Annotated in this window: 11 protein-coding genes; 7 read left to right on the forward strand and 4 right to left on the reverse strand. The window is 34.4% G+C overall.

Translation table 11 applies throughout. The annotated features are described in order from the left end of the window. Positions 1-95: 95 nt before the first annotated feature. Positions 96-1,034 (reverse strand): L-threonine 3-dehydrogenase, encoded by a 939-nt coding sequence (locus ACIDC4_RS09700; RefSeq protein WP_121318218.1) that lies wholly within the window; start codon positions 1,032-1,034, stop codon positions 96-98. Between the two features lie 406 nt (positions 1,035-1,440). Here ACIDC4_RS09700 and ACIDC4_RS09705 point away from each other — a divergent pair, with 406 nt between their 5' ends. Both ACIDC4_RS09705 and mfd read left to right on the forward strand, forming a co-directional pair. Beyond that, positions 1,441-2,073 (forward strand): hypothetical protein, encoded by a 633-nt coding sequence (locus ACIDC4_RS09705; protein WP_412042699.1) that lies wholly within the window; start codon positions 1,441-1,443, stop codon positions 2,071-2,073. Then, positions 2,066-5,431 (forward strand): transcription-repair coupling factor, encoded by a 3,366-nt coding sequence (gene mfd, locus ACIDC4_RS09710; protein WP_412042698.1) that lies wholly within the window; start codon positions 2,066-2,068, stop codon positions 5,429-5,431. The genes ACIDC4_RS09705 and mfd overlap by 8 nt, the downstream gene beginning before the upstream one ends. A gap of 195 nt (positions 5,432-5,626) precedes the next feature. On the opposite strand, the gene ACIDC4_RS09715 is transcribed toward mfd, so the two are convergent. Together ACIDC4_RS09715 and ACIDC4_RS09720 are read right to left on the reverse strand one after the other, a co-directional pair. Continuing rightward, on the reverse strand, positions 5,627-6,133 hold the full coding sequence (locus tag ACIDC4_RS09715; RefSeq protein ID WP_412042697.1) for a DUF6169 family protein: 507 nt from the start codon (positions 6,131-6,133) through the stop codon (positions 5,627-5,629). Next, a complete protein-coding gene (locus ACIDC4_RS09720) occupies positions 6,117-6,266 on the reverse strand; it encodes a hypothetical protein (protein WP_412042696.1) in 150 nt (49 codons plus the stop codon). The genes ACIDC4_RS09715 and ACIDC4_RS09720 overlap by 17 nt, the downstream gene beginning before the upstream one ends. A gap of 187 nt (positions 6,267-6,453) precedes the next feature. Between ACIDC4_RS09720 and ACIDC4_RS09725 the strand changes: the two genes are divergently transcribed. The 5 genes from ACIDC4_RS09725 (at position 6,454) to ACIDC4_RS09745 (ending at position 10,329) form a co-directional block, all read left to right on the forward strand. Beyond that, the gene (locus ACIDC4_RS09725) at positions 6,454-7,005 is read left to right on the forward strand and encodes a DUF5683 domain-containing protein (RefSeq protein ID WP_412042695.1); all 552 of its coding nucleotides are present in this window, start codon (positions 6,454-6,456) and stop codon (positions 7,003-7,005) included. A 148-nt stretch (positions 7,006-7,153) separates the two neighbouring features. Beyond that, the gene (locus tag ACIDC4_RS09730; protein ID WP_412042694.1) at positions 7,154-7,720 is read left to right on the forward strand and encodes a Crp/Fnr family transcriptional regulator; all 567 of its coding nucleotides are present in this window, start codon (positions 7,154-7,156) and stop codon (positions 7,718-7,720) included. A gap of 109 nt (positions 7,721-7,829) precedes the next feature. After that, the gene (locus ACIDC4_RS09735) at positions 7,830-8,447 is read left to right on the forward strand and encodes a hypothetical protein (RefSeq protein ID WP_412042693.1); all 618 of its coding nucleotides are present in this window, start codon (positions 7,830-7,832) and stop codon (positions 8,445-8,447) included. Between the two features lie 12 nt (positions 8,448-8,459). After that, complete coding sequence (locus tag ACIDC4_RS09740) at positions 8,460-9,467, forward strand: amidohydrolase family protein (RefSeq protein ID WP_412042692.1); 1,008 nt, start codon at positions 8,460-8,462, stop codon at positions 9,465-9,467. Between the two features lie 19 nt (positions 9,468-9,486). Then, positions 9,487-10,329: an alpha/beta hydrolase gene (locus tag ACIDC4_RS09745; RefSeq protein ID WP_412042691.1), complete on the forward strand. Its 843-nt coding sequence runs from the start codon at positions 9,487-9,489 to the stop codon at positions 10,327-10,329. Between the two features lie 175 nt (positions 10,330-10,504). On the opposite strand, the gene ACIDC4_RS09750 is transcribed toward ACIDC4_RS09745, so the two are convergent. Then, complete coding sequence (locus tag ACIDC4_RS09750; protein ID WP_412042690.1) at positions 10,505-12,685, reverse strand: glycoside hydrolase family 97 protein; 2,181 nt, start codon at positions 12,683-12,685, stop codon at positions 10,505-10,507. Between the last annotated feature and the right edge of the window lie 31 nt (positions 12,686-12,716).

Below are 12,716 nucleotides of genomic sequence, written 5' to 3' on the forward strand. Positions count from 1 at the left end.
ACAAACAAAAAAATACCGAAGATGAACACTTCGGTATTTTTTTTGCTTAAAATTTTCAGCTCGAAAAAAGTTCTTTATAAAAAGCTAAGATTCGTTTATCCTAAATGCTCCAGCATATCTTTTGTCATAGATTCAAGATCAAAAGTATGATTCCAGCCCCAGTCTTCTCTTGCAGATGAATCATCGATACTTGCCGGCCAGCTATCCGCAATTTTCTGACGGAAATCAGGCTCATAAGTAATCGTAAATTCAGGAATATGTTTTTTAATTTCAGCAGCAATTTCAGTAGGAGTAAAACTCATTGCAGCCAAATTATAAGATGAATGTATTTTGATATCTTCAGCCGGAGCTTTCATGATATTGATAGTAGCTTCAATTGCATCATCCATATACATCATCGGCATTTTTGTTTCAGAGGATAAAAAGCATTCGTATTTTTTATCGGCAATAGCCTTATAAAAAATATCAACAGCATAATCTGTAGTTCCACCGCCCGGAGGCGTAGACCAGCTAATTAAACCAGGATAACGGATGCTTCGAACATCAACTCCATAAATATTATGATAATATTCGCACCATCTTTCTCCCGCTTGTTTGCTAATTCCGTAAACTGTAGAAGGCTCCATTATCGTGTATTGAGGCGTGTTTTCTTTTGGAGTTGTAGGTCCAAAAACCGCAATACTAGATGGCCAGAAAATCTTTTTTATTTTTTTTGCTTTCGCTAAATTCAAAACGTGAAATAACGAATTCATATTCAAATCCCAGGCAAACGCAGGATTTTTCTCGGCTGTAGCCGATAAAAGTGCCGCCATCAAATAAATATCAGTAATTTGATGTACTTCGACAAGATGCTCAATTTGGTTAAAATCTAAAGCATTGACCACTTCAAACGGACCCGAATTAACAACGTCTGTATTTAATTTTCGAATGTCAGACGCAATTACATTGTCTGTTCCGTATAATTTACGCAGTTTTTGAGTCAGTTCTGTCCCAATTTGACCGCAAGCGCCAATGATCAATATTTTTGGATTCATTTGTGATGTTTTTTTAGATGTACAAATATAACGTTTTCGCAAATATTTTTACTTTTCACAACAACAAATTATAAATTTAACAATGATGAAGATGCTTTTTTGGATTATTCTCCGTTGAGGTGTTTAATTATTTTAAAAAAAGCACGTAAATATTTTTACCGCAAAGAGCGCAAAGATTTTTTATCTAGGAGTAAGTTTAGAAAACACAAAGTTCGCAAAGCTGGTTCAATGCAAAGCTTTGCGAACTTTGTGTTTTTATAAAACAAATTAAATTATAAAACTTTGCGCTCTTTGCGGTTAAATTTTCCAGACAAAAAAACAACCATGATTTATAGAATCTTTAGCAAAAAACAGCATTCGTAATTGTAAATTTACTTTGTAACTTTGTAGCTTAATGTTTTACCAAATGAAATATAAAATATCTCTTTTTCTGCTTTTTGTTTTTGTATTAAATTCATGTCAAAATGAAGATGAAAAACGCCGTGCTGAAAACGAAAAAGAAGCTAAAAAAAAGGAAGTTATTTTTAATAATATCAATAAAGGCTGGGTGTTTATTGACGAGCCAATTAATGAAATTTCAGAACAAAAAGTTAGTTCATGGAATGAATGGCGTGAATTTTTAAAAGAAATTGGAGATAAGCCAAGAAAAACAATTGGAGCATTCCAGAAAAAGTCAACTGCGATTTCAAAAAAAGCGATGGCGCTAAACAGCAATATTCCAGCAGAATTGAATGTTCCCGCTATAAAAAGCCGAATTTCTGTTTTGATAACTAAAATCAAAATGATGGATTTGTTTATTCATCTCAATCAAATTCCGGCCGATAAAGTGACGTTTTTAGTTGGAGACATCAATAAAGAATTAGTGTCTTTACAAAGACAAATGGATAATATTTTTGTAAAAAGTAAAATTCCAAAGGAACAGGGAGAAGAAGACTTCCTGAAAATGTTAGATACAACACGTGCAATTCCGAACTCGAATCCAGTTCCCGTTCCGGTTCAGGCACAAAATTTAGATAAAAAAATACAAAGAGTTGAGTAAAAACGCCTTATATACAATGTATGATAATCTGCCAAAAAATCAGCAGATTGCCACACAATTATTAGAACAAAATCAGATAAAAATGCATCTTAACGGCTTGTTAGGATCTGCAGTTTCATTTGTTTTACGAGCTGTTTTCAAAAAAGCCGAGCTGCCTTTTCTAGTTGTTTTAGACAATAAAGAAGAAGCCGCTTATTATCTGAACGATCTCGAACAAATGATCGGGGAACAAGATGTATTATTTTATCCCGCATCATTTCGCCGCCCTTATCAGGTTGATGAAACAGATAATGCTAATGTATTACTCCGCGCTGAGGTTTTAAACCGAATAAATTCCCGCAAAAAACCAGCGATTATTGTTACCTATCCCGAAGCTCTATTCGAGAAAGTGGTTACGCGTCAGCAATTAGATAAAAACACATTGAAAGTCGCTTTGAACGATAAAATTTCAATAGATTTTATCAACGAAGTTTTATTTGAATACGAGTTTAAAAGAGTCGATTTTATTACAGAACCGGGCGAATTTTCGGTTCGTGGAGGTATTGTCGATGTATTTTCATTTTCAAACGATCATCCTTATAGAATAGAGTTTTTTGGTAATGAAGTAGACAGCATCCGAAGTTTTGATGTCGAAACACAATTATCGGTAGAAACCCATAAAAAAATCACGATTATCCCGAATGTTGAGAACAAGATATTTCAGGAAAACCGAGAAAGCTTTTTAGATTATATTGCCGAGAAAACCGTTCTTTTTATTCAAAATACCGACGGACTTTTCAGTCAGTTAGACAAACAATTCGCAAGGGCAGAAGAAGCTTTTGGAAAACTTTCGGGAGAAATAAAACACGCTGAACCAGAGCAATTATTCTTAAATCAGAAATCGTTTATAAAACGCGCATTAGATTTTTCGATAGTAGAACTGTCTTCAAAACCCATTTTTAAAACTACTTCAAAGTTTGAATTTCATATTCAGCCGCAGCCATCTTTCAACAAACAATTTGATTTGTTATTGAATAATTTAAGCGACAATCATTTCAACGGATACAAGAATTATTTGTTCTGTTCGAATGAAACGCAGGCGAAGCGTTTTCACGATATTTTCGAGACTTTAGACGAAGCCAATTCAGAGAATATCCGCAAGCAATATCATACCATTGTTCTGCCTTTATATCAGGGTTTTATCGACGAAGAAAATCAAATTACAGCATATACCGATCACCAGATTTTTGAACGTTATCATAAATTCAATATCAAAAACGGTTATTCTAAAAAGCAAAATATTACACTGAAAGAATTAACCGCACTTTCGGTTGGTGATTATGTAACGCATATCGACCACGGAATTGGAAAGTTTGGCGGATTGCAGAAAATTCAGGTCGAAGGCAAAACGCAGGAAGCCATAAAACTGGTTTATGCCGATAATGATATTGTTTATGTAAGCATACATTCGCTGCATAAAATCTCCAAATACAACGGAAAAGACGGAACGCCTCCAAAAATATATAAATTAGGATCGAACGCCTGGAAAATTTTAAAACAAAAAACCAAAGCGCGCGTCAAACATATTGCCTTCAACCTGATTCAGTTGTATGCAAAACGTCGTTTAGAAAAAGGTTTTCAGTTTGCGCCGGACAGTTATCTACAAAACGAACTAGAAAGTTCGTTTATTTATGAAGATACACCGGATCAGACCAAATCGACACAGGAAGTAAAAGCCGACATGGAAAGCGATCGCCCAATGGATCGTTTGGTTTGTGGCGATGTTGGTTTCGGAAAAACTGAGGTTGCCATTCGTGCCGCTTTTAAAGCCGTTGATAATAGCAAACAAGTGGCGATTTTAGTTCCTACAACTATTTTAGCGTATCAACATTATAGAACTTTTACAGAACGATTAAAAGATATGCCAGTTTCTATTGGCTATTTAAACAGATTTAGAACTGCGAAACAAAAAGCACAAACCCTAAAAGATTTAGCCGAAGGAAAACTGGATATCGTCATTGGAACACATCAATTGGTAAACAAAAATGTGGTTTTTAAAGATCTTGGTTTATTGATTGTCGATGAAGAACAAAAGTTTGGTGTAAACGTAAAAGATAAATTAAAAACGATTGCTGCAAATGTTGATACACTGACATTAACCGCAACGCCAATTCCGAGAACGCTTCAGTTTTCGTTAATGGCAGCACGAGATTTATCTGTAATTACAACGCCTCCTCCAAACCGTTATCCGATAGAAACAAATGTGGTTAGTTTTAATGAAGAAGTAATTCGTGATGCAATTTCGTATGAAATTCAGCGTAACGGACAAGTTTTCTTCATCAATAATAGAATTGAAAACATAAAAGAAGTTGCCGGAATGATTCAGCGTTTGGTGCCAAATGCCAGAGTCGGAATTGGACACGGACAAATGGAAGGCGCAAAATTGGAAGAATTGATGTTAGGTTTTATGAACGGAGATTTTGATGTTTTGGTTGCAACCACAATCATCGAAAGTGGTTTGGATGTACCAAATGCCAACACGATTTTCATCAACAACGCCAACAACTTCGGATTGTCAGATTTGCATCAAATGCGTGGTCGAGTAGGGCGAAGCAACAAAAAAGCATTCTGTTATTTTATCTGTCCGCCGTATTCATCGATGACCGAAGATGCCAGAAAGCGTATTCAGGCTTTGGAACAATTTAGCGAACTCGGAAGTGGTTTTAACATTGCCATGAAAGATCTTGAAATTCGTGGTGCAGGAGATTTATTAGGTGGCGAACAAAGCGGTTTCATTAATGAAATTGGTTTTGATACGTATCAAAAAATCATGAACGAAGCTATCGAAGAATTAAAAGAAAACGAATTCAAAGATTTATATCCTGAAGAGAACGATATTGAAACCAAAGAATACGTAAAAGATTTACAAATCGATACTGATTTTGAATTGTTGTTTTCTGATGAATATATTAATAATGTTACCGAACGTCTAAGTTTATACAACGAGTTAGGTTCTGTAAAAAATGAAGCGGAACTTGTTATTTTCCAAAATAAACTAATTGACCGTTTCGGGCCAATGCCTCCGCGCGCCAATGCCTTGATGAATAGTATTCGCATCAAATGGATTGCCACAGCTGTTGGTATAGAGAAACTGGTGATGAAAAAAGGTAAAATGATAGGCTATTTTGTTTCAGATCAACAATCTGATTATTACCAGTCGTCTAAGTTTAGAAAGGTTTTACAATTTGTACAAAAATACAGCAACCTTTGCCAAATGAAAGAAAAGCAAACGCCAAACGGTTTACGACTTTTATTGACTTTCGAGAATGTAAAATCGACCAAACGTGCTTTGGAATTGATGGAAATGTTGGGGGAGTAATTTATTTTTTAGAAGCAGAAAAATTACGTTTCAGAAGAACATTAGTCCCGCTATTCCCTACAATCTTTTGTCCGCCGCTGCGGACAAAAGGATTTCCAGTTCTATCGGGGCTAGGCAAGAAGTTTATTAATTCAGTTCACCTTTTAATAATTATTTAGAGAAAATATTCAATAATATCTTAATAATTTAAGATAATTACGGTTTGTCTCCGTTCATTACATTTTTTAAATTATCGTACGCTAATCTGATGTTATCAACATTGTTATTATCATTGTGAAACATCAAAGAGGTGTGAAGTTTAAGAAATCCTTCATCATTATCAAATTCGATAATATTATTAAGTTTTGTGACGAAATTTGTCATCTTACTGTTATTATACCATCTATCAAAAGCATAAAATCTTTGATAAGCTTTTTTATCATTATCATCGCAAATATAAATTAATGCATCCTGAATGTTTTTAAAAAAAGCTGACACAATATTTCTAATTGTTTCAGAAACACTAGCATCAAAAGGAGCAGGTTCACTACTTATTTTATCTATTGTTATTTGATAGACTTGTCCAATTTCAACACCATTACCTACACAAGACGCAAGTGTAAAGTCCTCATAAAAAGCAACTCGATATTCAATTTGTCTTTTTGTAAGAAAACTGTAATAACCAAAATTAGGATGAAAAGTGTAATTATATTGTTTTAACAAGTTTGATACCTTTTGAAGTTAAGGTTTCAATAGAAGTTTTGCCTTGCAAAAAAGAGCGTACAGCTACTTTATCATCTCTCATTTTGATGATTAATTTTTTTACGGACTCTTTATTTACTATTGTAGGTTTCATTTTACAAAGAAACTTCTAAAATGTTGAATAATAAAATATTATTAATATTATTTAACTATCAGCTCTAATCCGACGTATAATCATAACCTATTCATTGTTAATAATTAAGTTTTATTTATCTTTTAATTAAGAAAAAACTTAGAGCTAAAAAGGTTTCTTTGGATGAAAATTCCAAACTAATTTTTCGATGCGATACCACTTTATTCTTTTGTTTTTATTTTTTGGATTAACCTCCATTTCTGCACAGGAAAAACCACTAATTATAGCTATAGATTCTTTAAAATCTGAAACCATTGATCCGCTTCGTCCGGCAAAAGCGGCTTTCTATTCGGCTATTGTGCCGGGATTAGGTCAGATTTACAATAAAAAATATTGGAAACTTCCATTGGTTTATGGCGCAATTGGTACAAGTACTTATTTTTATATAGATAGTCAAAAAAACTACAAACTTTACAGAGACGAATATAAAAACAGACTTGCAGGAAATCCGGCTTCTACAACTTTAGCCAGATTGGATGACAGCAGACTAATTGCTGCTCAAAAGCAATTTCAAAGAAACAGAGATTTATCAGCGCTGTTTATCGTGGGTTTTTATGTTTTAAATATTATAGATGCTAATATCGACGCCGCTTTGTCTCAATTTAATGTAAGTGAGAAATTAGCTTTAAAACCGGCTATCGACAGAAATACCTTAACGTCTGAAAATAATTTTGGAGTAGCTTTGAATTATTCATTTTAAATCGACACATACTTTTCGTGTATAATATTGTTTTCTTTTTCCTACATTTTATTTTTTTACGATCTAAATTTGTTATATATTTAGAAGTCATTAAATCGCTTAAATCTTAATTCAATTTATTATTTAGTCGAATAAAGAAACTGCTCTTATGACCGATATATTTAGAGATTTTATTACCAAACTTGCACAAGTTAGTGAGCCGGATATGAATAAAATCATGTCCTGTACAACCACTCACAATGTAAAACGAAATACCATCATTTTATCTCAGGGACAAGTTTGTAATAATCTTTATTTTTTAGAAAAAGGATGCATGCGAACTTACTACATCACAAAAGAAGGTCAGGAAAAAACAAGATTAATTTCTTTTGATAATACTCCGGTTACAGCACTTACGAGTTTTATCAATCAAAAACCTTCTGTTGAATATATTGATGCTTTAGAAGATTCCGAATTACTGTCTATCTCTCACGATGATTTTTTTATGCTTTTAAATGAAATTCCGAGTTGGGCTTTGTTTTACAGAAGAATGTTAGAATTAGCTTTTAATTTTCAAAATAACAGAATTGAAGATCTTGTAACTTTATCAGCCAAAGAACGTTACGAAAAATTAGTGCAAGATCGTCCGCATTACATTCAACGCCTTTCAAATAGAATTGTCGCCAGTTATTTAGGAATTTCTCAGGAAACCTTGAGCCGCTTAAAATCAAAATAACGATTTTGACATTTGTCAATGCACCCGTTTTTATATCGGCCTAATTTTGTTTCAAATAATTATCAAATGAAAAACTGACAATTGTAGAAATAAAAATAAACTTCACGATATGAAAATACTTTTAAAAAAACCTTCGGTAAATACAGCTCAAAATGTAATCGATAAATTCAATATTAAAGAACTAATAGAATTTGAACGTTTTTGCAGAGACAATGCCCAATGGGAAGAAATGAAAAAATGTTTTGCTAAAAATTCAACCGTAACAATTTCATGGTTCAACGGTTCGGGATATGGTTTTATCGACGCTTCAAGCAAAATGGAAACCTATGCACCTCACAAAATATACGACACTTTGATTTGGCTGAATAATGATAAAGCGGTTTCCATTACAATGGCAACAATACAAATGAGAATGGAAATTCAGGGCCATTTATTAGAGTTAAAATCAGATGCAAAACTTTTATATAAAACGCAGAAGATTGAAGGGCTTTGGTCGATAATTTCAATGGAAGGAATTTATGAAAAAGATTCTTTAACTCCCGTTTCTCCAGCCGATGGCATTGTAATTCCAAAAGAAGAAATCGCCAAATTCAGATCCAGTTATGCTAATATGTCTTATGCTTTAAGCAAAAGCGGATATGATGTTGATGTTAATTTACCGGGAATTGATAAACCTGAAATGGTAGAAAAATTGTATCAGGAATCTGAAAATTGGTTGAATTCTTAAAAACTAGACAAAATGAAAATTATCACAATAGAAGAACATTTTAGCTCACCGAAAATAAGTGCCAAAATGAAACAGTTTCAGCCAAAAAATGGTGATGTTGAAAAAGATAAAAGCATACAAGAATTAATAAAACATTTTTTGCCAAACAATGATGATATTGAAGATGTTGGCGCACGCAGAATTAAATTTATGGACGAAGCCGGTATCGACATGCAAGTCATTTCATACGGCAGCGGAAGCCCTCAGGGAATTGCAGATCCTAAAATTGCAGTTGAACTTTGTGCAGAAGCCAATGATGAATTAGCATATTTAATAAAACAAAATCCAACTCGTTTTGCCGGTTTTGCAACTTTGCCGGTTGTTGATCCTGTTGCCGCTGCGGCAGAATTAGAACGTGCAGTAAAAACTCTTGGTTTTAAAGGCGCTTTATTGGCAGGAACTTTTCAGGGAAAATTTTTTGATGCTCCTGAATTTTTTCCCATTTTAGAAAAAGCGGCAGAATTAAATGTACCGGTTTATTTGCATCCGGGAATTATTGATAAAGGAGTAGCAGATCATTATTTTAAAGATAAAAGATGGTCAAATTTGGTAAACGGAGTTTTTCCCGCAGCGGGTTTTGGCTGGCATATGGATAGTGGAATTCATGTTTTACGAATGATTCTTTCTGGAGTTTTTGACAAGCTGCCGAATCTAAAAATAATCTCAGGACACTGGGGAGAATTTGTGCCTGTTTTTCTGGAACGATTAGATGAAACACTTTATCCTGAAATGACAAATTTGAAACGTGCCATTTCAGAATATTACAAAGAACATGTTTACATCACACCAAGCGGAATTTTTTCTGAAACTCAACTGCAATTTGCAATCATACAAATGGGTGCAGATCATATTATTTACTCGGGAGATTATCCTTATTTAATAAAATACGACACGGGTGATTTCCTTAAAAATGCTTCAATTTCTGATGAAAACAAAGCAAAAATAGGCCATTTGAATGTAGAGAAATTACTGAATTTATAAAACATTACAATAAATAAATATGGAAAATACTAAACAACCCATAGAAGGTGTTACAACAGGAATATTAAAAGTTTCAGGCGCAGAATTGTATTATGAAACAAAAGGAAAGGGACCTCTTTTATTAATGATTCCGGGGGCAAATGGAGATCATTTTATTTTTACACCCATTCGCGAAATAGTAGCAAAAACGTTTACGGTTGTAACATATGACCGTAGAGGATTTTCGGGTTCTAAACTTATTGGAGAACAAGATTATACCCATCGTATCGATACAGATGCCAATGATGCGGCAAGTTTAATCAAACATCTTACAAGCGAGCCAGCTTTTGTATTTGCAAGCAGTTCAGGAGCTTTGGTTTCGCTTCAGTTGATGACACTTCATCCGGAAATAATTAAAGCGCTTGTTCCGCATGAACCAACGGCTTTAAAATATTTACCAGATGGCGAAAAATGGAAGACTACTGTTCAGGAAATTTATGATATTTATACTAAAGAAGGTCAAGGTCCTGCAAAAGAAAAATTTGTAAATGAACTTATTCCTAATACAAAAGACGGAGAATTCATGAAGGCAGGAAATGGACCGGAAACACCAAATACAACTTATTGGTTTAAATATGAAGTGAGACAATATCCATCAACTGATTTTGACACTAATAAATTAGAAGAAAACAAAGATAAAATCCTTTTTTGCGTAGGAAGAGATTCGATAAATACAATGCCGGCTTGGCCCGTTACAAACCTGGCAAAACAATTTGGGACCGAAGTTTTATCTGTTCCCGGAGGACATTTAGGATATGCATTACATCCTGCAGAATTTGCACAGGATTTTATTGCAGGTTTAGAAAAAAGAGGTAAAATTTAAAAATATAGTTTGCCATAGATTATAAGATTCTCCAAGATTAGAAAATCATTTTAATCCTTTAATCTGTGGTAAAAAACTTATTTCAAAATAAAAATGCCGGATGAAATTTTCATCCGGCATTTACTTTTTAAAAAATATTAATTCGTGCTAATTCGTGAAATTCGTGGCGAAAAAACTATATCTTTTTCAATCCCTTTAATTCTGCAGGATTTCCTTCTTTAATGCTAATGGCAACGCCACCACCCGGAGCTAAATACTGTTTTAGAATTGTTTTAGAATTTACTACAACTTTAGTCACGGTATATTTTTGTGGATTTACGTTCCAATTCGCTTCTTTTGCATCAGCATAAATAGTAGCAATGAAGTTCTTTCCGGCAGGTAAATAATCAAAAGTAATGTTTGCTGTTCTTGCGTTTTCATCGGTAATTCCGCCAATAAACCATTCGTTTTTGCCTTTTGCTTTACGGGCAATCGTGATATAATCTCCAGGTTCAGCTTCGAGAATATAACTGTTATCCCAATCTACAGCAACATCTTTGATGAACTGAAAAGCATCTGGAAAACGTTCGTAATTACCCGGAATATCAGCCGCCATTTGCAACGGACTGTACATCGTAACATAATACGCCAATTGTTTTACCAAAGTCGTATTTACACGTTGCGAACTTCCGGTTCCGTAATAAGATAAATCAGTTTGGAAAATCCCCGGAGTATAATCCATTGGGCCACCCATTAAACGGGTAAATGGTAAAATGGTTGTGTGATCCGGCGCTAAACCTCCCATAGATTCAAACTCTGTTCCGCGAGCAGATTCCTGAGCAATCCAGTTTGGAAAAGTTCTGTTTAAACCTGTTGGACGAACGGCTTCGTGACTATCGATCATGATTTTATAATCGGCGGCACGTTTGGCAACATTGATGTAATGATTCACCATCCATTGTCCGTCATGATGTTCGCCACGCGGAATAATTTTACCTACATAACCTGTTTTTACAGCGTCGTAACCGTTGTCATTCATGAATTGGAAAGCACGATCCAAACGACGTTCGTAATTGGTTGCTGATCCTGAAGTTTCGTGGTGCATAATAATTTTTACCCCTTTTGAAGCGGCATAAGCATGAACCGCTTTTACATCAAAATCAGGATATGCAGTTACGTAATCAAAAACTTCTTCTTTCCAGTTCCCAATCCAGTCTTCCCAACCAATGTTCCAGCCTTCAATAAGAATTGCATCGAAACCATTTTTAGAAGCAAAATCAATGTATTCTTTTGCGCGTTCTGTTGTCGCTCCGTGTTTTCCGTTTGGCGTAAGTTTGGTAAAATCATCCGTTAGTTTTACGTTGTTTTCTTTTCCAAAAGCCCAGGTACTTTTTCCGGCAACAAAATATTCCCACCAAATCCCGATGTATTTTACCGGTTTTATCCACGAAACATCTTTGTAACTTGTTGGTTCATTAAGATTCAGAATTAGTTTTGAAGCCAAAATTTCTGTTGCTTTATCGCTTACCACAATGGTTCTCCACGGCGATTGTGCATCAGTTTGCATATAACCTTTTGCACCAACGGCATCAGGTGCTAAATGACTTTTCATTTTGTTGTTTACAGCGTCAACTTCAAGATACATTGCCGGATAATTGATCAAAGCAGCTTCGTGAATGTTGATGTACAAACCGTCATCAGATTTCATCATCGAAGGAGTTTGTACTGATAATTCCTTGATAGGCCATTGCGAATTGATTTCGATCGTTGCTTTTTTCATCAGCGAAGGAATTTCAGAAATCTTTGAAGTCGTATACGCATATTCATTAGTATCATAATCTCCCGGAATCCAGAAGATTTTATGATTTCCTGCCAGGTTAAATTCAGAACGTTCTTCTTTTATTACAAAATAATTCAGATCATTTTGCTTTGGAAATTCATATCTAAAACCCAATCCGTCGTTGAATAAACGGAAACGTATGCGAATGTATCTGTTGTTATTTTTGGCTTGAGCCAAAGTGACAACCAATTCGTTGTAATTGTTACGAATTGTTTTTTCTTCGCCTAAAACAGGATTCCAATTTTCATCTACAGAAGATTGTGCCGTATTTGTAACGGTAAAACCATCCATAAACGAAGGCAGATCTTTTAATTCTAAACCCAAAGAACTTGGTTTTATAACTGCTTTTTGCTTGTATGATAATTGGTAAGACGGAATTCCGCCTTCTTTTAATTCAAATTTTAAAGAAAGATTTTTGTTGGGCGAAGTTATTTCCTGCGCCTGAAGCCATAATGAGTTGGCACAGACAAAAAGTAACAGCGCGATTTTTTTGCCCAAACGAATTTGGAAAAAGGATTTTTGGGATTGAAAATTCATGTTTATTTAGTTTTTTGCAAATCTAATTTAA

It is taken from the genome of Flavobacterium sp. C3NV (assembly GCF_046825355.2).
Taxonomy (GTDB): Bacteria; Bacteroidota; Bacteroidia; order Flavobacteriales; family Flavobacteriaceae; genus Flavobacterium.

Bases quoted from the DNA above. Each gene is read 5' to 3' on its own strand.
- ACIDC4_RS09730 (WP_412042694.1), top strand. From the start codon at position 7,154: ATGACCGATATATTTAGAGATTTTATTACCAAACTTGCACAAGTTAGT.
- ACIDC4_RS09750 (WP_412042690.1), bottom strand. From the start codon at position 12,685: ATGAATTTTCAATCCCAAAAATCCTTTTTCCAAATTCGTTTGGGCAAA.
- ACIDC4_RS09745 (WP_412042691.1), top strand. From the start codon at position 9,487: ATGGAAAATACTAAACAACCCATAGAAGGTGTTACAACAGGAATATTA.
- ACIDC4_RS09735 (WP_412042693.1), top strand. From the start codon at position 7,830: ATGAAAATACTTTTAAAAAAACCTTCGGTAAATACAGCTCAAAATGTA.
- ACIDC4_RS09740 (WP_412042692.1), top strand. From the start codon at position 8,460: ATGAAAATTATCACAATAGAAGAACATTTTAGCTCACCGAAAATAAGT.
- ACIDC4_RS09700 (WP_121318218.1), bottom strand. From the start codon at position 1,034: ATGAATCCAAAAATATTGATCATTGGCGCTTGCGGTCAAATTGGGACA.
- ACIDC4_RS09725 (WP_412042695.1), top strand. From the start codon at position 6,454: ATGCGATACCACTTTATTCTTTTGTTTTTATTTTTTGGATTAACCTCC.
- ACIDC4_RS09720 (WP_412042696.1), bottom strand. From the start codon at position 6,266: ATGAAACCTACAATAGTAAATAAAGAGTCCGTAAAAAAATTAATCATC.
- ACIDC4_RS09705 (WP_412042699.1), top strand. From the start codon at position 1,441: ATGAAATATAAAATATCTCTTTTTCTGCTTTTTGTTTTTGTATTAAAT.